This window comes from Streptomyces sp. NPDC024698 (assembly GCF_055559015.1).
The window spans coordinates 394138-416409 of the sequence record NZ_JBVHLK010000002.1; the positions used below are offsets into that span (position 1 = coordinate 394138).

The 22272-nt window shown below is 72.4% G+C and carries 20 protein-coding genes; 14 read left to right on the forward strand and 6 right to left on the reverse strand.

Translation table 11 applies throughout. The features are described 5' to 3' along the window. Positions 1–114 precede the first annotated feature (114 nt). The 4 genes from ACZ4AA_RS06220 to ACZ4AA_RS06235 all read left to right on the forward strand — a co-directional run bounded on the left by ACZ4AA_RS06220 (position 115) and on the right by ACZ4AA_RS06235 (position 2987). The gene (locus ACZ4AA_RS06220; protein WP_467596232.1) at positions 115–1707 is read left to right on the forward strand and encodes an acyl-CoA carboxylase subunit beta; all 1593 of its coding nucleotides are present in this window, start codon (positions 115–117) and stop codon (positions 1705–1707) included. 31 nt (positions 1708–1738) lie between these two features. Beyond that, positions 1739–1948, forward strand: coding sequence for an acyl-CoA carboxylase epsilon subunit (locus ACZ4AA_RS06225; RefSeq protein WP_467596236.1), 210 nt, complete (start codon positions 1739–1741; stop codon positions 1946–1948). A gap of 192 nt (positions 1949–2140) precedes the next feature. Continuing rightward, entirely contained in the window at positions 2141–2269 is a 129-nt protein-coding gene (mmpB, locus tag ACZ4AA_RS06230) for a morphogenic membrane protein MmpB (protein WP_467596239.1), read from the forward strand. Positions 2270–2366: 97 nt separating this feature from the next. After that, positions 2367–2987 (forward strand): Maf family protein, encoded by a 621-nt coding sequence (locus tag ACZ4AA_RS06235; protein ID WP_467596244.1) that lies wholly within the window; start codon positions 2367–2369, stop codon positions 2985–2987. A 66-nt stretch (positions 2988–3053) separates the two neighbouring features. Here ACZ4AA_RS06235 and ACZ4AA_RS06240 read toward each other — a convergent pair whose 3' ends face one another. After that, the gene (locus tag ACZ4AA_RS06240; protein WP_467596249.1) at positions 3054–3761 is read right to left on the reverse strand and encodes a hypothetical protein; all 708 of its coding nucleotides are present in this window, start codon (positions 3759–3761) and stop codon (positions 3054–3056) included. Between the two features lie 353 nt (positions 3762–4114). Here ACZ4AA_RS06240 and ACZ4AA_RS06245 point away from each other — a divergent pair, with 353 nt between their 5' ends. Together ACZ4AA_RS06245 and ACZ4AA_RS06250 are read left to right on the forward strand one after the other, a co-directional pair. Continuing rightward, positions 4115–5887, forward strand: a complete 1773-nt coding sequence (locus ACZ4AA_RS06245; RefSeq protein ID WP_467596252.1) for an acetyl/propionyl/methylcrotonyl-CoA carboxylase subunit alpha — start codon at positions 4115–4117, stop codon at positions 5885–5887. A gap of 344 nt (positions 5888–6231) precedes the next feature. Further along, complete coding sequence (locus tag ACZ4AA_RS06250; RefSeq protein WP_467597070.1) at positions 6232–6777, forward strand: TetR/AcrR family transcriptional regulator; 546 nt, start codon at positions 6232–6234, stop codon at positions 6775–6777. A gap of 86 nt (positions 6778–6863) precedes the next feature. Here the strand turns inward: ACZ4AA_RS06250 and ACZ4AA_RS06255 are convergent, their stop codons facing one another. After that, the gene (locus ACZ4AA_RS06255; RefSeq protein ID WP_467596255.1) at positions 6864–7796 is read right to left on the reverse strand and encodes a DeoR/GlpR family DNA-binding transcription regulator; all 933 of its coding nucleotides are present in this window, start codon (positions 7794–7796) and stop codon (positions 6864–6866) included. 203 nt (positions 7797–7999) lie between these two features. Beyond that, positions 8000–9448 (reverse strand): NAD(P)H-quinone dehydrogenase, encoded by a 1449-nt coding sequence (locus ACZ4AA_RS06260; protein ID WP_467596259.1) that lies wholly within the window; start codon positions 9446–9448, stop codon positions 8000–8002. A gap of 107 nt (positions 9449–9555) precedes the next feature. Here ACZ4AA_RS06260 and ACZ4AA_RS06265 point away from each other — a divergent pair, with 107 nt between their 5' ends. The 4 genes from ACZ4AA_RS06265 (at position 9556) to ACZ4AA_RS06280 (ending at position 14147) form a co-directional block, all read left to right on the forward strand. Next, the gene (locus ACZ4AA_RS06265) at positions 9556–9993 is read left to right on the forward strand and encodes a gamma-glutamylcyclotransferase family protein (protein ID WP_266762095.1); all 438 of its coding nucleotides are present in this window, start codon (positions 9556–9558) and stop codon (positions 9991–9993) included. 195 nt (positions 9994–10188) lie between these two features. After that, complete coding sequence (locus ACZ4AA_RS06270) at positions 10189–11013, forward strand: purine-nucleoside phosphorylase (RefSeq protein ID WP_467596263.1); 825 nt, start codon at positions 10189–10191, stop codon at positions 11011–11013. Positions 11014–11098: 85 nt separating this feature from the next. Further along, the gene (locus ACZ4AA_RS06275; protein WP_467596267.1) at positions 11099–12730 is read left to right on the forward strand and encodes a phospho-sugar mutase; all 1632 of its coding nucleotides are present in this window, start codon (positions 11099–11101) and stop codon (positions 12728–12730) included. 196 nt (positions 12731–12926) lie between these two features. After that, positions 12927–14147 (forward strand): hypothetical protein, encoded by a 1221-nt coding sequence (locus ACZ4AA_RS06280; protein ID WP_467596271.1) that lies wholly within the window; start codon positions 12927–12929, stop codon positions 14145–14147. A gap of 30 nt (positions 14148–14177) precedes the next feature. Here ACZ4AA_RS06280 and ACZ4AA_RS06285 read toward each other — a convergent pair whose 3' ends face one another. Further along, the gene (locus tag ACZ4AA_RS06285; RefSeq protein WP_467596274.1) at positions 14178–15878 is read right to left on the reverse strand and encodes a hypothetical protein; all 1701 of its coding nucleotides are present in this window, start codon (positions 15876–15878) and stop codon (positions 14178–14180) included. A 116-nt stretch (positions 15879–15994) separates the two neighbouring features. After that, complete coding sequence (locus tag ACZ4AA_RS06290) at positions 15995–16669, reverse strand: PH domain-containing protein (protein WP_467596277.1); 675 nt, start codon at positions 16667–16669, stop codon at positions 15995–15997. A 176-nt stretch (positions 16670–16845) separates the two neighbouring features. Here ACZ4AA_RS06290 and ACZ4AA_RS06295 point away from each other — a divergent pair, with 176 nt between their 5' ends. From ACZ4AA_RS06295 to ACZ4AA_RS06310, 4 genes are all read left to right on the forward strand, one after another. Beyond that, positions 16846–17712, forward strand: coding sequence for a class I SAM-dependent methyltransferase (locus tag ACZ4AA_RS06295; protein ID WP_467596280.1), 867 nt, complete (start codon positions 16846–16848; stop codon positions 17710–17712). 659 nt (positions 17713–18371) lie between these two features. Further along, the gene (gene deoC, locus ACZ4AA_RS06300) at positions 18372–19328 is read left to right on the forward strand and encodes a deoxyribose-phosphate aldolase (protein WP_467597073.1); all 957 of its coding nucleotides are present in this window, start codon (positions 18372–18374) and stop codon (positions 19326–19328) included. Positions 19329–19334: 6 nt separating this feature from the next. Further along, positions 19335–20792 (forward strand): aldehyde dehydrogenase family protein, encoded by a 1458-nt coding sequence (locus ACZ4AA_RS06305; RefSeq protein ID WP_467596283.1) that lies wholly within the window; start codon positions 19335–19337, stop codon positions 20790–20792. Next, positions 20793–21698, forward strand: a complete 906-nt coding sequence (locus ACZ4AA_RS06310) for an aldehyde dehydrogenase family protein (RefSeq protein ID WP_467596286.1) — start codon at positions 20793–20795, stop codon at positions 21696–21698. A 154-nt stretch (positions 21699–21852) separates the two neighbouring features. Here the strand turns inward: ACZ4AA_RS06310 and ACZ4AA_RS06315 are convergent, their stop codons facing one another. Continuing rightward, positions 21853–22251 carry a hypothetical protein gene (locus tag ACZ4AA_RS06315; RefSeq protein WP_467596290.1) on the reverse strand — a complete coding sequence of 133 codons (399 nt, stop codon included), beginning with the start codon at positions 22249–22251 and terminating at the stop codon, positions 21853–21855. Positions 22252–22272 lie beyond the last annotated feature (21 nt).

Consider the following 22272-nt stretch of genomic DNA (forward strand, 5'->3'; position numbering starts at 1 on the left):
CTTCTGAGCACCCGTTTCCGAGCATCCCGTTTCCGGGCGTCTCGTCCCCGAGCGCCGTGTTTTCCGAGCAGTCACCCTCACGTCCCCTTAGATCAGGCAGGGAGCCGCATCCCGATGTCCGAGCCGGAAGAGCTGCACCACCCCGACATCCACACCACCGCGGGCAAGCTCGCGGATCTTCAGCGCCGTATCCAGGAAGCGACGCACGCCGGCTCGGAGCGCGCTGTCGAAAAGCAGCACGCCAAGGGCAAGTTGACGGCTCGTGAGCGCATCGAACTGCTCATGGACGACGGTTCCTTCGTCGAGTTCGACGAGTTCGCGCGACACCGGTCGACCGACTTCGGCCTGGAGAAGAACCGCCCGTACGGCGACGGTGTGGTCACCGGCTACGGCACGGTCGACGGCCGCCCGGTCGCCGTGTTCTCCCAGGACTTCACCGTGTTCGGCGGTGCTCTCGGCGAGGTCTTCGGCCAGAAGATCATGAAGGCGATGGACTTCGCGCTGAAGACCGGCTGCCCGGTCATCGGCATCAACGACTCGGGTGGCGCCCGGATCCAGGAGGGCGTGAGCGCTCTCGGCATGTACGGCGAGATCTTCCGCCGCAACGTGCACGCCTCGGGTGTCGTCCCGCAGATCAGCCTGGTCGTCGGCCCGTGCGCGGGCGGCGCGGTGTACTCCCCGGCCATCACCGACTTCACGGTGATGGTCGATCAGACCTCGCACATGTTCATCACGGGTCCCGACGTCATCAAGACGGTGACGGGCGAGGACGTCGGTTTCGAGGAGCTGGGCGGTGCCCGGACGCACAACGCCGTGTCGGGCGTGGCCCATCACATGGCGGGCGACGAGAAGGACGCCATCGAGTACGTCAAGCAGCTGCTGTCGTACCTGCCGTCCAACAACCTCAGCGAGCCCCCGGTGTTCCCGGAGGAGGCGGACCTCGCGCTCACGGACGAGGACCGCGAGCTGGACACGATCGTGCCGGACAGCGCGAACCAGCCGTACGACATGCACGCGGTGATCGAACACGTCCTGGACGACGCCGAGTTCTTCGAGACGCAGTCGCTGTTCGCGCCGAACATCCTCACCGGCTTCGGCCGGGTCGAGGGCCACCCGGTCGGCATCGTCGCCAACCAGCCGATGCAGTTCGCCGGGTGCCTCGACATCGACGCGAGCGAGAAGGCCGCGCGGTTCGTGCGGACCTGCGACGCCTTCAACGTGCCCGTCCTGACCTTCGTGGACGTGCCCGGCTTCCTCCCGGGCGTCGACCAGGAGCACACCGGCATCATCCGGCGCGGCGCCAAGCTGATCTACGCGTACGCCGAGGCGACCGTCCCGCTGATCACGATCATCACCCGCAAGGCCTTCGGCGGCGCGTACGACGTCATGGGCTCCAAGCACCTGGGCGCCGACCTCAATCTCGCCTGGCCCACCGCGCAGATCGCGGTCATGGGCGCGCAGGGCGCGGTGAACATCCTGCACCGCCGCACCATCGCGGCCGCCGAGGACCAGGACGCCACCAGGGCCCGGCTCATCCAGGAGTACGAGGACACGCTGCTGAACCCGTACACGGCGGCCGAGCGCGGTTACATCGACGGCGTGATCATGCCGTCACAGACCCGCTCCCACGTCGTACGCGGCCTGCGTCAGCTGCGGACGAAGCGGGCGTCCCTGCCTCCGAAGAAGCACGGCAACATCCCGCTCTAGAACCCCGCACACCCGGATCCTGGGAGCAGACATGACGATCAAGGTCGTACGGGGCAATCCGACCCCGGAGGAGCTGGCCGCCGCACTGGCGGTGGTCCGCGCACGCGCCGCGGCGGTGGCGTCCGCCCCGTCCGGCGCGTCCGGGCCGCGTGACTCCTGGTCCGACCCCGCCCGCGTCGCCGCGCACCGGCTCCCGCAGCCGGGCCCCACGTCGTGGGGCCGCAGCTACTGGCCCGGCTAGCCCGGCGTCAGGACGCGAGCGCCGGAGATCCCCCCGTGGACCCTGTCCACGGGGGGACTTCGCCGATGCCCGTCAGGAAAAGCGCCGCCGGCCCACGGCAGGGCCGGCGGCGGTGCCGTTTTCCCAGGATGCCCGCAAGTTGAGTACGCGTACTCAGGCGTCCGGCCGCCCGGCCGTCGCACGATCGGGAGCATGCTGTGGTCCGACCCCGAGAACGAACCCCCGGAGGAGTTCCGCGACATGCACGCCATGTTGCGACGCCTGGGCGTTCTCCTCGCGGTGGCCATGGTGATCACGATGACCCTGCTCGGCGTCCACTGAGCGGACCCGGCGCCCGCCTCACGCGCCGGTGCCCACGTCCGCGCCCCGCCGAACGGCAGCCGAGGCACGGGCCGATCGGCGCCGATACCCTGATCACATGACCGATCAGCCGCGCCGCCGTCTCGTCCTCGCCTCACAGTCCCCCGCCCGGCTCAATCTGCTGCGGCAGGCAGGGCTCGCTCCCGAGGTGATCGTGAGCGGGTTCGACGAGGACGCCGTCACCGCGCCCACGCCCGCCGAACTCGCCCTCGCGCTGGCCGAGGCGAAGGCCTCCGTCGTCGCGGCCCGGCCCGAGGTCCAGGGCGCGCTGGTGATCGGCTGCGACTCCGTGCTCGACCTGGACGGCCAGGCCCTCGGCAAGCCCGCGGACGCCGAGGAGGCCACCGCGCGCTGGCGGGCCATGCGCGGCCGGGCGGGCACGCTCCAGACGGGGCACTGTGTCTGGGACACGGCGCAGAAGCGGTGGGAGTCCGCGATCGCCTCGACCGTGGTCCGCTTCGGCGAGCCGACGGACGCGGAGATCGCCGCGTACGTCGCCACGGGCGAACCCCTGCACGTGGCGGGCGCGTTCACCCTGGACGGCCGCTCGGCCCCGTTCATCGAGGGCATCGACGGCGACCACGGCAACGTGATCGGCATCTCGCTGCCGCTGGTGCGCCGACTACTGGCCGAACTGGGCGTCGGCATCACGGAGTTGTGGACGCCCGAGGAGGCCTAGGTCGCGGACACGCTCTGGGACCACGGCGCGAGCGATCGCGCCGTGGCCCGGGGGCCGGCGCGGCCGTCAGGAGGCGGCGGGAGCCGACGCCACGGCCATGGCCTCCTCTTCGGCGGCGTCCGTCCGCTCGGCAGCCGTAGCCACGGCACCCGTCGTCGCGGCACCCCCCGGCCCGGCATGCGTCGTCTCGGCGCCCTCGGCCTCGGCACCCGTCGCGCCGGAGTTCTTCTCCAGGCCGACACGCCCCGCGGGGGCGGGTTCCTCGGCGGGGCTCGCGCTCCCCGCGGTGGCGGCCTCGCCCGGACCCGTGTCCTCCTCGGCCGCGTCCCCCTCGCCGTCACCCGCCCCGCCGGTCTCCGGCGCGGCGTCGACGGGGCCCGTCTCCCGGCCGTCGTACGCCAGGAGGGTGAACACGGTCAACGCGAACCCGACCATCATGAAGGCGAAGGCGCGCCAGCCCACCAGACCCACCGTGAAGGCGCCGAGCAGGGCGTGCACCACGGCGGCGCTGATCAGCAGGACACGCCCGAGGAGACCCGGGGGTCGCTGCCGGAGCGCGACCAGCAGGGCCGCCACGGCACACGCCAGGAAGTAGAGGCCGAAGACCAGGCCGCCGATCTTCGACGACCGCGCCATCATGTCGGAGTCGAGGCCCGCCATCGACATGTCCTGGCGGTCCACGACCATGCCCAGGTACCAGTTGAGGAGGGCGATGCCCACGGCCTCCACCAAGAGCACGATCGCCGCCACCCACACCAGCGGTCTGCGCACCACCGGCCCCACCCACTTCCGCGCTGTTACCCCAAGTACGTTCTGGACATCGCGAACGCTACTAACGGGTAAACCCAGGGACAAGGGTTCCGTCAAGGGCAAAGAATCATTGGGCCATTCGTAGGGACTCGACAAAGAATCGTTGTGGGCCGCAGCACGGAGTCACAGAGACCTTGGCCACACAGGAGGGCTAGGGTTCAGGGAAGGATTCCCACGTGCCTTGGCACGACAAGGGATTTCGCGGGTAGGGCGAGCCTCGTATCACGCTCCGTGTGGGCAAGCTCACCACTGGGGACAGCTCGAAACGTCGTGTTGGCTGTCCCTAAACTCGGCTTGTTTTCAAGGAGGGAGCCATCGTGCGCAAGGTGCTCATCGCCAACCGTGGCGAAATCGCTGTCCGCGTGGCCCGAGCATGTCGGGATGCCGGGATCGCGAGCGTTGCCGTGTATGCGGAACCGGACCGGGACGCTCTGCATGTCCGTGCGGCGGACGAGGCGTTCGCGCTGGGCGGTGACACCCCGGCCTCCAGTTACCTGGACTTCGGCAAGGTGCTTCAGGCCGCCAAGGACTCGGGCGCGGATGCCATCCATCCGGGTTACGGCTTCCTTTCGGAGAACGCGGACTTCGCCCAGGCCGTGCTCGACGCGGGGCTGATCTGGATCGGTCCGCCGCCGCAGGCGATCCGCGACCTCGGTGACAAGGTCGCCGCCCGGCACATCGCGCAGCGCGCGGGCGCGCCGCTGGTGGCCGGCACCCCGGACCCGGTCTCGGGTGCCGACGAGGTCGTCGCGTTCGCCGAGCAGCACGGTCTGCCGATCGCGATCAAGGCCGCCTTCGGTGGCGGCGGGCGCGGTCTTAAGGTCGCCCGGACCCTGGAAGAGGTGCCGGAGCTGTACGAGTCGGCGGTACGCGAGGCGGTCGCGGCCTTCGGTCGCGGCGAGTGCTTCGTGGAGCGCTACCTCGACAAGCCCCGCCACGTCGAGACCCAGTGCCTGGCCGACAGCCACGGCAACGTGGTCGTCGTCTCCACCCGTGACTGCTCGCTCCAGCGCCGCCACCAGAAGCTCGTCGAGGAGGCTCCCGCCCCCTTCCTGTCCGAGGCGCAGGTGGCGGAGCTGTACGCGTCCTCCAAGGCGATCCTGAAGGAGGCCGGCTACGTCGGCGCGGGAACCGTGGAGTTCCTGGTCGGCCAGGACGGCACGATCTCCTTCCTGGAGGTCAACACCCGTCTCCAGGTCGAGCACCCGGTCACCGAGGAGGTCGCCGGCATCGACCTGGTCCGCGAGATGTTCCGTATCGCCGACGGCGAGGAACTGGGCTACGGCGATCCCGAACTGCGCGGGCACTCCATCGAGTTCCGCATCAACGGCGAGGACCCCGGCCGCAACTTCCTGCCCGCCCCGGGCACGGTCACGGCCTTCTCGGCGCCGACCGGTCCCGGTGTCCGCCTGGACGCGGGCGTCGAGTCCGGCAGCGTCATCGGCCCGGCCTGGGACTCCCTGCTCGCCAAGCTGATCGTCACCGGCGCCACCCGGCAGCAGGCCCTCCAGCGGGCCGCCCGCGCCCTGGCCGAGTTCCAGGTCGAGGGCATGGCGACCGCGATCCCCTTCCACCGCGCGGTGGTCGAGGACCCGGCGTTCGCCCCCGAGCTGACCGGCTCCGCCGACCCGTTCACGGTCCACACCCGCTGGATCGAGACGGAGTTCGTCAACGAGATCAAGCCGTTCGCCGCCCCGGCCGACGCCGAGACCGACGACGAGCCCGGCCGCGAGACGGTGGTCGTCGAGGTCGGCGGCAAGCGCCTGGAGGTCTCGCTGCCCGTCTCGCTGGGCATGTCGCTGGCCCGCACCGGTCTGGCCGCGGGCGCCAAGCCCAAGCGCCGGGCCGCGAAGAAGTCCGGCCCGGTCGCCTCGGGCGACACCCTCGCCTCCCCGATGCAGGGCACCATCGTCAAGGTGGCCGTCGAGGAGGGCCAGGAGGTCAAGGAAGGCGATCTGATCGTCGTCCTGGAAGCCATGAAGATGGAACAGCCCCTGAACGCGCACCGCTCCGGCACCGTCAAGGGCCTGAGCGCGGAGGTGGGCGCCTCCGTGACGTCCGGCGCCCCCATCTGCGAGATCAAGGACTGAGCACGCGGACGGGTGACACACCCGTCCCTCGGCGTACGGAAGCGCCCGGCGAACCGTGTCTGCGGTCGCCGGGCGCTTCCGCGTACGGAACGGCCCGCCGGGCGCCTGCGCGCGGGGAGTGCGTCCCGGGCGCGACGGCGCCCGGCCCCCCGTCCGCGCAACCGTCGATGATGCTTCGAGCCGTCCGGCGCGGAGACCGGGAGCGTCCGCCCGGATGCCGCCGGTGGCATCCTGGAGCGCAACCGGGCGGCGGGAGAGGGCAGGTGGAAGCCATGGCGGGCGCGACCGCGAGGGAGCGGACCGGGACGTCGGAGCCCGTCCGCGGTCCGGGAGCTCCGCGCGTGATGCGTGCGGACGCCCGGCGCAACCACGGACGGCTGCTCGCCGAGGCGCGCTCCGCGTTCGCCGAGCACGGCACGGACACGTCCCTGGAGGACGTGGCCCGGCGCGCGGGCGTCGGCATCGGCACGCTGTACCGGCACTTCCCGAATCGGCACGCCCTGATGAGCGCGGTCTTCGAGGAGGCCGTGAGCGATCTGCTGGCCCGCTCGCGTGAGCTGCTCGACGCGCCGCAGCCGTGCACCGCCCTGGTGCAGTGGCTGCGCGAGATCATCACGCACGCGGGTGAGTACCGAGGGCTCGCCCGTGCCCTCATGTCGGCCTCGCGGGACGAGGGTTCACACCTCGCCCGGTGCAATGGCCCGATGCGTGAGGCGGGCAGCGCCCTGCTGCTCCGCGCCCAGACATCGGGTTCCGTACGCCCCGACGTCTCGATCGGTGATCTGCTCCAGCTGACCAACGCCATCGCGCTGGCCGCGGAGGAGTCCGCGGACGACCCCGCGCTGGCGGACCGCCTGCTGAATCTGACACTGCGCGGCCTGAAGCCGTGACCGACCCGGTCCCCGGTGCCGTCAACGGGCCCCGGCCGGACGGCCGGTGCGGAACCCGGCCGGCGGCACCACGCCACCGGCGCCGCTCAGCGACGTCGAAGATCGGCCACGCGCGCCCTCTCGGCCGGGGGCTGGTCCCCCATGACCGTCGCGCTGCGTAGTTGCGGTCCCGAGCCCGGGACCACCTGGCCGCGGCGCGGGCCCGGAAGAGGCACCTCCCGACGCGGCTGGCGCCCGGACGGGAGGGGATCCCCTCCAGCGCCGCCCGACGCCGATGACCCGGCCACCGCGATCTGCACCCCCTGATCGGCCAGGGCCTGGAGTTCGGTGGCCGCGCGGTCGTCGTGGGCGGGCGGCTCGTCCGTCACCAGGCGGGTGACGAGGTCGGTCGGCACGGTCTGGAACATGGTGTCCGTCCCGAGCTTGGTGTGGTCGGCGAGGACCACCACCTCGGCGGCCGCCTGGACGAGAGCACGGTCCACGGACGCCGAGAGCATGTTGGACGTGGAGAGTCCGCGCTCGGCGGTCAGACCGCTCCCGGAGAGGAACGCCCGGGACACGCGCAGCCCTTGCAGGGACTGCTCCGCACCCGAGCCGACCAGGGCATAGTTGGAACCGCGCAGGGTGCCGCCGGTCATCACGACCTCCACGCGGTTGGCATGGGCCAACGCCTGGGCCACCAGCAGGGAGTTGGTGACGACGGTCAGTCCGGGCACCCGAGCGAGCCGGCGGGCCAGCTCCTGCGTGGTGGTACCCGCACCCACCACGATGGCCTCGCCCTCTTCGACGAGACCCGCGGCGAGATCGGCGATGGCCGTCTTCTCGGCGGTCGCGAGATGCGATTTCTGCGGAAAGCCGGACTCCCGCGTGAACCCGCCCGGCAATACCGCACCGCCGTGCCGGCGGTCGAGGAGTCCTTCTGCCTCCAGCGCGCGCACGTCCCGCCGTACGGTCACTTCGGAGGTCTGGACGACGCGGGCGAGCTCACGGAGCGACACGGCCCCGTTCGCTCGCACCATTTCGAGGATCAATTGGCGACGTTCTGCAGCGAACACGAAACTGACAGTAACCCCAACGACCGTCTGCTTTCAGCAGTTTGCGCCGAATAACAGAAGTTGTTCGCATGGCAGGGTGCTCAGTGGTATACGTGCCCACTCGCGCCGCTCCTGCCGTGCGCGCCGTCACCAACTCCCCTTGACCAGCGGGGAGTCGCCGGAAGGTGTCAGCCCTCGCCCGCGGTCTTTCGGGTGTGCAGCTGTCGTGCCACCTCGGCGATCGAGCCGGACAGGGACGGGTACACGGTGAACGCGTTCGCGATCTGTTCGACCGTCAGATTGTTGTCGACCGCGATCGAGATGGGATGGATCAGCTCCGAGGCGCGCGGGGAGACGACCACACCGCCGACCACGATGCCGGTGCCGGGACGGCAGAGGATCTTGACGAAGCCGTCGCGGATGCCCTGCATCTTGGCGCGCGGGTTGCGCAGCAGCGGCAGCTTCACGACCCGGGCGTCGATCTTGCCCGCGTCGACGTCCGCCTGGCTGTAGCCGACGGTGGCGATCTCGGGGTCGGTGAAGACGTTCGAGGAGACCGTCTTCAGGTTCAGCGGGGCCACCGCGTCACCGAGGAAGTGGTACATGGCGATACGGCCCTGCATGGCGGCGACGGACGCGAGGGCGAAGACGCCGGTCACGTCACCGGCCGCGTACACGCCCGGGGCGGTCGTGCGCGAGACCTTGTCGGTCCAGATGTGCCCGGAGTCGCGGACCTTGACGCCGGCCTCCTCCAGGCCCATCCCGCTGCTGTTCGGGATCGCGCCGACGGCCATCAGACAGTGCGTGCCGCTGATGACCCGGCCGTCGGAGAGCGTGACCTCGACCCGGTCGCCCACCCGCTTGGCGGACTCGGCGCGGGAACGGGCCATGACGTTCATGCCGCGGCGGCGGAAGACGTCCTCCAGGACCGCGGCGGCGTCCGGGTCCTCGCCCGGCAGCACGCGGTCACGGCTGGAGACGAGGGTGACGCGGGAGCCGAGCGCCTGGTAGGCACCGGCGAACTCGGCACCGGTGACACCGGAGCCGACCACGATGAGCTCCTCGGGAAGCTCGTCGAGGTCGTAGACCTGGGTCCAGTTCAGGATGCGCTCGCCGTCGGGCTGCGCGTCCGGCAGCTCGCGCGGGTGCCCGCCGGTGGCGATGAGCACGGCGTCGGCGGTGAGGGTCTCCTCCGTGCCGTCCGCCGCGCTGACGACGACCTTGCGGGAGCCGTCCAGGGACTGCATTCCCTCCAGCCGTCCGCGTCCGCGCAGGACACGGGCGCCGGCGCGGGTCACCGAGGCGGTGATGTCGTGCGACTGGGCGAGCGCGAGGCGCTTCACACGGCGGTTGACCTTGCCGAGGTCGACACCGACCACCCTGGCCGCCTGCTCCAGGGGAGGAGTGTCGTCGGCGACGATGATCCCCAGCTCCTCGTAGGAGGAGTCGAACGTCGTCATCACCTCGGCCGTGGCGATGAGAGTCTTCGACGGCACGCAGTCGGTGAGCACCGACGCCCCGCCCAGACCGTCGCAGTCGACGACGGTCACCTCCGCGCCGAGCTGCGCGGCAACCAGCGCCGCTTCATATCCGCCGGGTCCGCCACCGATGATCACGATCCGAGTCACGTACTCCATTGTCCCGCACGCTTCAAGGTGCTTCCGCCCAGGGGCCCCGAGACCGGGGCATCCGAGCCACTTTGTTACGCGAGAGGCCCCCGTGCCGCTGCCGTACCCTCGACCCCATGTCGCTCTACGCCGCATACGCCGGCAATCTCGACCCGCGGCTCATGACGCGCCGCGCCCCGCATTCGCCGCTGCGCGCCACGGGCTGGCTGAACGGCTGGCGGCTGACCTTCGGCGGCGAGCACATGGGCTGGGAGGGGGCGCTCGCGACCATCGTCGAGGCGCCGCGGTCCCAGGTCTTCGTGGCGCTGTACGACATCGCGCCGCTGGACGAGGACTCCATGGACCGCTGGGAGGGCGTCGGCCTCGACGTCTACCGCCGGATGCGTGTACGCGTGCACACCCTGGAGGGTGAGGAGCCGGCGTGGGTCTACGTGCTGAACGGGTACGAGGGGGGACTGCCCTCGGCGCGTTATCTGGGCGAGCTGGCGGACGCCGCCGAGTCGGCGGGGGCACCCCACGACTACGTCATGGAGCTCCGCAAGCGGCCCTGCTGAGCCGAGCCCACGCCACCGCGCCACGCCGCTCAGCGGCGGTTTTCCCCACCCGCCCGCCCGTCTCGCTCCGTCGCGAGGGCACCCTCTCGACGCCCTCGCTCCTCACCCGTTCGTCGGAAACGACAAGACAACGATCGCAAGACCGTGAGCTCCGTCATCTACGCGCGTAGGCCCGGACCGGCTACGCTCTTGCGCGTGAACGCATCTCTTCTTCCGGACGACATCCAGGGCGACCCCCACGCCGCCGCCGACGCCGCCGCCACGCGCCTGCGTGAGCTGACGGGCGCCGAGACCCACGACGTCGCCCTCGTGATGGGCTCCGGCTGGGCTCCGGCCGTGGACGCCCTCGGCACCCCCGAGGCCGACTTCCCGGTCACCGAGCTGCCCGGCTTCCCGGCGCCCGCGGTCGAGGGACACGGCGGCAGGGTCCGCTCGTACCGGATCGGCGACAAGCGCGCCCTGGTCTTCCTCGGCCGCACCCACTTCTACGAGGGCCGCGGGGTCGCCGCCGTCGCGCACGGGGTCCGCACCTCCGTCGCCGCCGGCTGCAAGACCATCGTGCTCACCAACGGCTGCGGCGGTCTGCGCGCGGGCATGCGCCCCGGTCAGCCCGTGCTGATCAGCGACCACATCAACCTGACGGCCACCTCGCCGATCGTCGGCGCGAACTTCGTCGACCTCACCGACCTGTACTCGCCGCGGCTGCGCGCGCTGTGCAAGGAGGTCGACCCCTCCCTGGAGGAGGGCGTCTACGCCCAGTTCCCCGGCCCGCACTACGAGACGCCCGCCGAGATCCGGATGGCCCGTGTCATCGGCGCCGACCTCGTGGGCATGTCGACGACCCTCGAAGCCATCGCCGCGCGCGAGGCGGGCGCCGAGGTGCTCGGCATCTCCCTCGTCACCAACCTCGCCGCCGGCATGACGGGCGAGCCCCTCAACCACGAGGAAGTCCTCCAGGCCGGCCGCGACTCGGCCGCGCGCATGGGGGAACTTCTGACCCAGGTGCTGGATCGTCTGTAGGCGACGGCGTGTCCGCCCCCGGCGCCGGGGGCGTGACGACCCGGGCACACGGAACCGTACGACCGAAGAGAGAGGTGCACCCCAGGTGCAGGACGAACTCATCGCGCGGGCCAAGGCGTGGCTGGCCGAGGACCCCGACGCGGAGACCCGTGCCGAACTGGCCAAGCTCGTCGAGGCCGAGGACGTCACGGAGCTGACCGCCCGTTTCAGCGGCACGCTCCAGTTCGGCACCGCGGGACTGCGCGGTGAGCTCGGCGCGGGACCGATGCGGATGAACCGCTCCGTGGTCATCCGGGCCGCGGCCGGACTCGCCGCGTACCTCAAGGCCCAGGGCCGGGCCGGCGGCCTCGTGGTGATCGGCTACGACGCCCGCCACAAGTCCGCGGACTTCGCCCGGGACACGGCGGCCGTGATGACGGGCGCGGGCCTGCGCGCCGCGGTCCTGCCCCGGCCGCTGCCCACTCCCGTCCTCGCCTACGCCATACGGCATCTCGGCGCGGTCGCGGGCGTGGAGGTCACCGCCAGCCACAACCCGCCCCGGGACAACGGCTACAAGGTCTACCTCGGCGACGGTTCGCAGATCGTCCCGCCGGCCGACGCGGAGATCGCCGCCGAGATCGACGCGGTCCGCGCGCTCGCCGACGTGCCCCGCCCGGACTCCGGCTGGGAGACCCTCGACGAGAGCGTCCTCGACGCCTATCTGGCCCGTACGGACGCCGTCCTCGCCGAGGGCTCGCCGCGCACCGCCCGCACGGTGTACACGGCCATGCACGGCGTCGGCAAGGACGTGCTGCTCGCCGCCTTCGCGCGGGCCGGGTTCCCCGAGCCGGTGCTCGTCGCCGAGCAGGCCGAGCCCGACCCGGACTTCCCGACCGTGGCCTTCCCCAACCCGGAGGAGCCCGGCGCGATGGACCTCGCCTTCGCGGCGGCCCGCGCGGCGGAACCCGACCTGATCATCGCCAACGACCCGGACGCCGACCGGTGCGCCGTGGCCGTGAGGTCCGGCGCCGACTGGCGCATGCTGCGCGGGGACGAGGTCGGAGCGCTGCTCGCCGAGCACCTGGTACGCCGGGGCGTGCGCGGTGTCTTCGCCGAGTCGATCGTCTCCTCCTCCCTGCTCGGCCGGATCGCCGAGGGCGCGGGGCTGCCGTACGAGGAGACGCTGACCGGCTTCAAGTGGATCGCCCGCGTCGAGGGACTGCGGTTCGGCTACGAGGAGGCGCTCGGCTACTGCGTCGACCCCGACGGCGTGCGCGACAAGGACGGCATCACCGCCGCCCTCCTGGTCACCGAGCTGGCCTCGGAGCTGAAGGAGCAGGGCCGGACCCTGCTCGATCTGCTCGACGACATCGCCGTCGCCTACGGGCTGCACGCCACCGACCAGCTCTCGGTGCGGGTGGAGGACCTCTCGGTCATCTCGGACGCCATGCGCCGGCTGCGCGAGCGGCCGCCCACGGAGCTCGCGGGCCTCGCCGTCACCAGCGCCGAGGACCTGACCCGGGGGACGGACAGGCTGCCGCCCACGGACGGCCTGCGCTACACGCTGGACGGCGCCCGGGTCATCGTCCGGCCGAGCGGCACCGAGCCCAAGCTGAAGTGCTACCTGGAGGTCGTGGTGCCCGTCGGCGGGCACGACGCGCTCCCGGAGGCCCACGCGAAGGCGGCCGGGCTGCTGACGGCGATCAAGCGGGACCTGTCGGCCGCGGCCGGCATCTGACCGCGGCCGTTCACCTCTGTTCCAGGGCCCCGGTGGGGGACGGCCCGTCCGCCGCCTCCCACCGGGGCCCTGACATGCACATCCACCCTTCTTACGGGTGATTTCCGCACGGCAGTTGACGCAGCGCTCCCGTGCGCCACCGGACGACCGAGGAACGGTTACCGGCAGCGCACCATCGAGTCCCAGGAGCCGCCGCGTGCCCTCGACCGCCTCCCGGCCGACGTCCGCCCCGCCCCGCAGTACCCCGGGCGGGAGCGTCCCCGGCGTCCCGGCCGCCCGGCGCGCACCCGGCGCGGCCGGTCTCCTCGCCGTGGTCCGTGCCCGTCTGCGGCACGCGGCCCCCGCCCTCCTCGCCTACGCGGCCGTCCGCCTCGCCGGACTGCTCACGCTCGCCGTCTGGGCCCACCGCAGACATCACGGCGTCTGGCCGATCCTGGCGTCCCAGTGGGACGCCGTCTGGTACCTCGGGATCGCCGACCACGGCTACGCCCGTCATCTGGGCACGGCGTTCGACGCGAACAGCCTGGCCTTCTTCCCGCTCTACCCGGTCCTGGTGAAGGCGGCCGCCGCCCTGACCCCCGGCTCGCGCGCCTCGACCGGGCTTGCGATCGCGGTCGTGTGCTCGTTCCTCGCCGCGTGGGGTGTCCACGCGGTGGGCAGCCATCTGCACGGCCGCCGCGTGGGTGTCCTGCTGACCGTGCTGTGGGCGGCGCTGCCGGTGGGTCTGGTCCAGTGGATGGGCTACACGGAGTCGCTGTTCACGGCGTTCGCCGCCTGGGCGCTGTACGCGGTCCTCACCGGCCGGCTCCTGTGGGCCGCCTCGCTGGCGGCGCTCGCCGGACTGACCCGGCCCACCGGTGTCGCGGTGGCCGCCGCGGTCGCCGTGACCGCGCTGCTGTCGTTGCGCCGGGGTTTCACGGTCCGGGCCCCGGCGGCGGCCGTCCTGGCCCCGGCGGGCTGGCTCGCGTACGTCGGCTGGGTGGGCCTCAGGCTGGGCCGCTGGGACGGCTACTTCGCCGTACAGCGGCTGTGGCACAACGAGTGGGACGGCGGCGCGGAGACCGTGCGCCGGCTGCGGGAGGTCCTGGCGCAGAACTCGTCGCCGGAACTGTTCCTGATCATGGTGACCGCGACCCTGCTGGCGTCGGTGGCGCTGTACGCGCTCTCGGCCGGGGACCGCCAGCCGGTGCCCCTGCTCGTGTTCTCCGGGGTCCTGCTGCTGATCGTCCTCGGCAGCGGTGGCGTCTACTTCCCCCGGGCCCGCTTCCTGCTTCCCGGCTTCCCGCTGCTGCTCCCTCTCGCCCTGCACCTGACCCGGGCCTCGCTCCGCTTCCGGGCCCTGTTCCTCACCGCCGCCGTGCTCGGATCGGCGTACTGCGGGGCGTACATGGTCCTGGTGTGGCCGAGCGCGCCCTAGGTCGTGTCCGCGGGCCGCGCCTGATGGGGCTCACCAGTGTGGGAGCCCCGTCAGAAGGGCCGTCACCGCCGTCAGCCACACCAGGACGAACGGCACCGCCAGCGGCCACAGGGGGCGCCCCCGCTCCCGCTCCTCGCTGTCGCCCGTGGGGCGCAGGGCGGGGTCGGTGCGCATGGCGGTCACCTCGGCGGCCAGGGCGTCGTGCGGGTGGGTCACACCGCGCCGGCGCTGGAGCCAGGCCCAGCGGGGCGCGGAGACCGTCCAGGACCCGGCGGCGCCCCAGCGCAGCTTGAGCTCCAGGGCCTCCCGGCGGGCCGAGCGGACGTCGTCCCACGGGATGTGGGTGGTCCCGCGCAGACCGTTCAGCCAGAGCCCGGTCCGGTCAGCGGTGATCCGCCAGCACAGCTTCACGGGGACGCGGAAGGCTCCGTACAGGGTGACGAGGGCGGCGACGATCCCCTGCCAGAGGCCGGAGACCCCGTCCCCGAAGGCCCAGTACATCGAGATGCCGCACGCCGCCATCAGGAGGCCGGCCAGCCGGTCCACCCCGCCCGCGCGCCAGCGGCGTACGGGCACGGCCGTCATCAGGAGCGCGGCCGCCACCAGGCCGTCGTGCCGTGCGTCGTCCGCCGCCCTGCGGGCCGCCGCCCGCTTCGCCTGCCCGAGCCGTCGCCGCACGGTGCTCTCCGGCACCGGGCGTACGGGCCCGGACGACCGTTCCGCCACCGGCGGGTCGCCGGACTCCGGCGCGGCGCTGACGAGCACGACCTCGGCGCCGTCGTACGGAGCCCCGTACAGGACGGCCTCCCGCAGCGGTCCCGGCCGGTCGTCGAAGAGCGGGTCCACGGACTCCCCCGGGCCCGCGATGTCCGCCGCGTCCGCCACGAGGTCCACCGTCGCGTCCGCCACGTCGTCCGCCTCGTAGTCCCTGGCGTGGTCCAGCGGGACCACGCCGACGGTGAACAGCGGCCGCAGGCCCGCCACGTCGTCCGCGGCGAAGACCCTCGCGTCGCCGTGCCGGGTCGCGCGCGTCAGGACGCGCAGGACGGGCGCCGGGGCGGCACGCAGGGCGGCGGCACGCCGGCCGCCCAGTCCCCCGGAGAGCAGCGCGGTGACGCCCAGCCCGGCCACGAAGCAGCCGCCGCCTGCCACCACCTGCCGGCCCTCCGTGAAGCCCCCCGCACCGGCGGCGACGATCAGCGGGACGCCCGCCAGGATCAGGAGAGTCCCGAGCCCGGAGAGGAACCGGCCGCGCCGGAGCGGCCCGCCCGCGTCCGGGACGAGTGCCGTCACGCCTCCCGAGGCGGCCAGGGCAGCGTCCCGCTGCCGGTCACGGGCCCGGAGTCGCAGGCGGGAGACCGCCAGGGCGGTCGCGGTCAGCAGGAGTGCGCCCGCGGCCACGGGGAGGACCGGCGCGGGCCGCAGGACGACGACGGCCAGGGCCAGGGCCGGCGCCGACAGCCGGACGATCTCGGGCCGCAGCGGCAGCCAGACGAGATGGAGACCGGCCACCGCCGCGAGGTAGGGCGGCACACCGGCCGAGATCAGTCCCAAGGCGGCCAGTACGCCGCAGAGCAGGGCCAGCTTCAGGTTGCGCGGCCCGAGCCGTTGCACGGACGTCCAGACCGGTGGCAGCACCCGCGTCCAGCGCAGGGTGTGCTCCGTGCTCCAGGGAAGGCAGCCGTCGGGTATCGCGGTGGCGGGCAGGGTCCGCCGGACGTCGGTGTTCATCGTTTCCCTGGAACTCGGACCACGGGGGCGGTTGTACTCAAGGCCCTCGGCTTCGTCTCCGGGTGGGGGGAACGGTGGTCGCGGCCGAGGCGGGGCGGGGCCCGCGAAGGGACGCGTCAGCCGGTCGCCAGCAGGATGACCAGCACGACGAGGCCGGCGAGCGCGGGACCGATGACCTCGTACGCCCAGCGCACCGTGACCTCGCCCTGCGCGCCCTCCGCGGTGGCACGGGTCTCGGCCAGCTCACGCAGGTCGTCCATGATCCGGTCGGTCTCGGGGCGGGTCGGCGCGTCGGTGACGGCGCCCCGGCCGAAGGCGGACCCGAGACCCAGGGACGAAGGACGGCCACCGCCGCGGCCCGGCCTGCCCTCCACCGGCTGCCTGGCCGCCTTCTTGCGGGCGCGCAGCGACACGGGGACCGCCCACAGCTGGTACTTCGTGCCCGAGGTGTCGATCACCTCGTTCGAGTAGTGCGAACGCAGCGAGGCGACCTTGCTCCAGGGGAGCACGATCACGCGGAGCGGGTTGCGGACGCGGAGCCGGTCCTCGTTGGCGTAGACCGCGGGGCGCAGGGTGAAGGCGATCACCACGGGAACGGCGAGGATCAGTCCGGCGAGCGCCAGCCAGGGGGTGCGGCCGTGTCCGGAGATCAGCGCGTCGCCGCCGAGCCAGCCCACGAGGAGCAGCAGGAGGACGCCGCCCGCGATACCGGCGGGGGCCCGGTAGATCCGGTCCCTGGCCTCGGGTCGCGAGGCGTCCGGAAGGGGTGACTGGTGGTCGGGGGTGGTCATGGTCCCGATTGTGCACGACGTGTGCCGCGCGCTTGAGGTCGGCGGGGTCTCACTATGGTCGCGAAACCCCGCACGGCACCCACGTCCCGGGCGCCTCGGCCGCGTCCGGGTCAGGAGGGGCCCGTAGGGGGCATGAGGGTCACGAGGGGTCACGAGGGCGGCCCACGGGAGGCGTCATGGAACCGGATCGCACAGTGGGCGACGACACGGCGGGCAACGGGCAGGCGGCACGCTGGAACGGTCCGGCCGGGAACGCCTGGGTCGAGTCCCGGGACCTGGTGGACGCGTTGTTCGCGCCGCTGGAGGAACTGATCGTCGACGCCCTTCCCGCCGGGCAGGGGGGCCGGGTCCTCGACGTGGGCTGTGGCACGGGCGGTACGACGGTGGCCCTCGCGCGCCGGCTCGGTCCCGGGGGCCGGTGCGTGGGCGTGGACGTCTCGGAGCCGATGGTGGTGGCCGCGCGGGCCCGTGCGGAGCGGGCGGGTGTGCGGGCGTCGTTCGTCCGCGCCGACGCGCAGGACCACGTGTTCGGGTCCGCGGCCTTCGACGCGGTCGTCTCCCGCTTCGGGGTCATGTTCTTCCCCGACCCGGTGCGGGCCTTCACGCGGCTGCGGCGGGCCGCGACGGACGACGCCTTGCTGCGGTTCGTCGTGTGGCGCGACATCGCGGAGAACCCGTTCATGACGACGGCCGAGCGGGCGGCGGCGCCGCTCATGCCGGATCTGCCGAAGCGTGTGCCCGACGCGCCGGGGCAGTTCGCGCTGGCGGATGCGGGGAGGGTGCGGGGGCTGTTGGAGGAGAGCGGGTGGGCGGGGGTGAAGGTGCGGCCGGTCGACGCGGTGTGCGTGATGCCGGAGGCGGAGCTGGTGCCGTACTTCAGCCGGTTCGGGCCGGTCGGGATCGCGCTGCGGGAGACGGACCCGGCGACCCGGGGCCGGGTGGTCACGGCGGTCCGCGCCGCGTTCGCACCGTTCGTGCACGACGCGGAGGTGCGGTTCACGGCGGCCTGCTGGCAGATCGACGCACGCGCCTCCGGCGGCTGAGCGGGTGCGGGTGCGGGTGCGGTCCGGTGGGTGGGTTCGGTCCGGTGGGTGGGTCGGGGCCGTGCCGGTGCATCAGCCCGTCGCCGTCGGGTGAGGAGTGGGCGTCGGTGGCGACGGGCATCGATGTACCGGCACGGCCCCTCGCGTTGTATCCCGGGTGCGGGAGGGCGACGGCTTGGGCCCGGGCATGAGTTCCCAGTGCCGGAGGCAACGATCCAACCCCTCCGGCCCGCCATTCCCAGTGCCGGAGGCGCCGATCCAGCCCCTCCGGCCCGCCATTCCCAGTGCCGGAGGCGCCGATCCAGCCCCTCCGGCCCGCCATCTCAAATGCCGGAGGCAAAGATTCAGTCCCTCCGGCCCGCCATTCCAAGTGCCGGGGGCAAAAATCCAGCCCCTTCAGCCCGCCATCTCAAATGCCGGAGGCAAAAATCCAGCCCCTCCGGCGATTGAGGAGCGGGGTCTGGGGCGGAGCCCCAGGGGTGGGTCGGGTAGGGGCGGAGGGGGCGAGAGAAGGTCGTGGGCCGGGGGCACGGGAAGCTCCGGGGTCCGGGAAGGGCCGGCTCCGGAGGGAGTGTGCCGACCCGCCCGGGCCAGAAATCCCTCGCTCACCACCGGGGCTGTACAGCCGCTACGCGCGTAGATATGCTCGTCTGGTGACCATGCCCACCTCTGCACCTGCTGCAAACGCACTCGGCGACGTAACCGCGTCCGACAGCACGCTGCGCCGCTTCCTCCACGGGCTGCCCGGCGTCGACACGGTCGGCCTGGAGGCGCGCGCCGCCTCGCTCGGCACCCGTTCCATCAAGACCACCGCGAAGGCGTACGCCATCGACCTCGCCATCTCGATGGTCGACCTGACGACGCTGGAAGGCGCGGACACCCCGGGCAAGGTCCGGGCGCTCGGCGCCAAGGCGGCCCTCCCGGACCCGACCGACCGCACGGCGCCCACCACGGCGGCGGTCTGCGTCTATCCCGACATGGTGGCCGTCGCGAAGGAGGCCGTCGCCGGCTCCGGGGTGAAGGTCGCCTCGGTCGCGACCGCGTTCCCGGCCGGCCGCGCCGCGCTCGACGTGAAGCTGGCCGACGTGCGCGACGCCGTCGCCGCGGGCGCCGACGAGATCGACATGGTCATCGACCGCGGGGCGTTCCTCGCGGGCAGATACTTGAAGGTGTACGACGAGATCGTCGCCGTGAAGGAGGCCTCGGGCGCCGCCCGCCTGAAGGTCATCTTCGAGACCGGCGAGCTGTCGACGTACGACAACATCCGGCGCGCGAGCTGGCTCGGCATGCTGGCCGGGGCCGACTTCATCAAGACCTCCACCGGCAAGGTGGCCGTGAACGCGACGCCCTCGAACACGCTGCTGATGCTGGAGGCCGTCCGCGACTTCCGCGCCCAGACCGGCGTGCAGGTCGGCGTGAAGCCGGCCGGCGGCATCCGCACCACCAAGGACGCCATCAAGTTCCTGGTCCTGGTGAACGAGACCGCGGGCGCGGACTGGCTGGACAACCACTGGTTCCGCTTCGGCGCGTCCTCGCTCCTGAACGACCTGCTGATGCAGCGTCAGAAGCTGGCCACCGGCCGCTACTCCGGCCCCGACTACGTGACGGTGGACTGATCCATCATGGCTTCCGCATTCGAATACGCACCGGCGCCCGAGTCCCGCTCCGTCGTCGACATCGCCCCCTCGTACGGCCTGTTCATCGACGGTGAGTTCACCGAGGCCGCCGAGGGCAAGGTCTTCAAGACCGTCTCCCCCTCCACCGAGGAGGTCCTCTCCGAGATCGCCCAGGCGGGCGAGGCGGACGTCGACCGCGCGGTGAAGGCGGCCCGCAAGGCCTTCGTGAAGTGGTCCGCGCTGCCGGGCTCCGAGCGCGCCAAGTACCTGTTCCGCATCGCGCGGATCATCCAGGAGCGCAGCCGCGAGCTGGCGGTCCTGGAGACGCTGGACAACGGCAAGCCGATCAAGGAGACCCGCGACGCCGACCTCCCGCTGGTCGCCGCGCACTTCTTCTACTACGCGGGCTGGGCCGACAAGCTCGACCACGCCGGCTTCGGCGCGAACCCGCGTCCGCTGGGTGTCGCCGGCCAGGTCATCCCGTGGAACTTCCCGCTGCTGATGCTGGCGTGGAAGATCGCCCCGGCGCTGGCGACCGGCAACACGGTCGTCCTGAAGCCCGCCGAGACCACGCCCCTGACGGCGCTGTTCTTCGCGGACATCTGCCGCCAGGCGGGCCTGCCCAGGGGTGTCGTCAACATCCTTCCCGGGTACGGGGACGCGGGCGCGGCCCTGGTCGAGCACCCGGACGTGGACAAGGTGGCCTTCACCGGCTCCACCGCCGTCGGCAAGGCGATCGCCCGGCAGGTCGCGGGTTCGCACAAGAAGGTCACCCTCGAACTGGGCGGCAAGGGCGCGAACATCGTCTTCGACGACGCCCCGATCGACCAGGCCGTCGAGGGCATCGTCAGCGGCATCTTCTTCAACCAGGGCCAGGTCTGCTGCGCGGGGTCGCGGCTGCTGGTCCAGGAGTCGATCCACGACGAGCTGCTCGACTCGCTCAAGCGCCGTCTGTCGACGCTGCGTCTGGGCGACCCGCTCGACAAGAACACGGACATCGGCGCGATCAACTCCGCCGAGCAGCTCTCCCGTATCACCTCGCTCGTCGAGCAGGGTGAGGCGGAGGGCGCCGAGCGCTGGTCCCCGGCCTGCGAACTCCCCTCCTCCGGCTACTGGTTCGCCCCGACGCTCTTCACGAACGTCACCCAGGCGCACACCATCGCCCGGGACGAGATCTTCGGTCCCGTGCTGTCCGTCCTCACGTTCCGCACCCCGGACGAGGCGGTCGCCAAGGCCAACAACTCCCCGTACGGCCTCTCGGCGGGCATCTGGAGCGAGAAGGGCTCCCGCATCCTCGCCGTGGCGAACAAGCTCCGCGCGGGTGTCGTCTGGTCCAACACGTTCAACAAGTTCGACCCGACCTCGCCCTTCGGCGGGTACAAGGAGTCGGGCTTCGGCCGCGAGGGCGGCCGTCACGGTCTGGAGGCGTACCTCGCCCCGTCTAGCCCGGAGGGCGAGCGATAAATGAGTGCAGCCGAGAAGTCCGAGCAGCAGCGTCTGAGCGTCTTCAAGACCTACAAGCTGTACGTGGGCGGCAAGTTCCCGCGTTCCGAGAGCGGCCGGGTGTACGAGGTGAGCGACTCCAAGGGCAAGTGGCTGGCGAACGCCCCGCAGTCGAGCCGCAAGGACGCCCGTGACGCGGTCGTCGCGGCGCGCAAGGCTTTCGGCGGCTGGTCCGGCGCGACGGCGTACAACCGCGGGCAGGTCCTGTACCGCGTCGCCGAGATGCTGGAGGGCCGCAAGGAGCAGTTCGTCCGCGAGGTGGCCGACGCGGAGGGTCTGTCGAAGGCGAAGGCGGCGGCCGTCGTCGACGCGGCGATCGACCGCTGGGTCTGGTACGCGGGCTGGACCGACAAGATCGCCCAGGTCGTGGGCGGCGGCAACCCGGTCGCGGGCCCGTTCTTCAACCTGTCCTCCCCGGAGCCGACCGGTGTCGTCACGGTGCTGGCCCCGCAGGAGTCGTCGTTCCTCGGTCTGGTGTCCGTGATCGCCCCGGTGATCGCCACCGGCAACACGGTGATCGTGATCGCCAGCGAGAAGGCCCCGCTCCCGGCGCTGTCGCTGGGTGAGGTGCTGGCCACCTCCGACGTGCCCGGCGGTGTGGTGAACATCCTGTCCGGCCGGACCGCGGAGATCGCGGCCCCGCTGGCCGCGCACCAGGACGTCAACGCGATCGACCTGGCCGGCGCCGACGAGGCGCTGGCGAAGGAGCTGGAGATCGCGGCTGCGGACAATCTGAAGCGCGTCGTCCGTCCACAGGCTGTGGATTACGCGCGGACTCCCGGGACCGGGCGTCTGACGGCCTTCCTGGAGACGAAGACGGTCTGGCACCCGACGGGCTCCCTGGGCGCCTCGGGCTCCTCCTACTGAGTCACCCGCGCCGCCGCCCGGCGACGCGCCGAGATGTCGGGGCCCCGATCCGTGTCCCCGGGGCCCCGCGCACGAGAGAGCCGCGCTTCCCCTCCGTCCAGGGGGAGCGCGGCTCTCGCGTGTCCGGGGGCCGCAGAGGGCCCGTGCGCGAGGTTCAGTGCAGGAGCCCGGTCACCTGGCCGAGCACCGGAATCCCGCCGATCGACTGTGCCTCCGCCACCGGCCCGGTGAGCGCCTTCGAGGACAGCGGCCTGAAGTCCGCGAGCTGGGTGACCACGCCGTTGTCGAGCGGGTCCACACCGGTGCCGGCCAGCGGGTTGGGCTTGAGGCCCTCCACGGGCCCCGTGACATACCCCACGGTCCCGTTCAGCGCCGACAGTCCCGCCAGCGCGTCGGTGTGGCCGAGCGGGGCGGGCAGGGCGTGCGGGGCGGGGGCCGACTCCGCGAAGGCCGGGGTCGCCGCGGCCGCGCCGGCGGCGGCCACGGCGACCGTCGCGGCGATCCGCACGGTCGTACGGGCCAGGGTCTTCCGCTGGGCTGCGTGTCGCGCCATCAGGTGTTTTCCTCTTCGGCT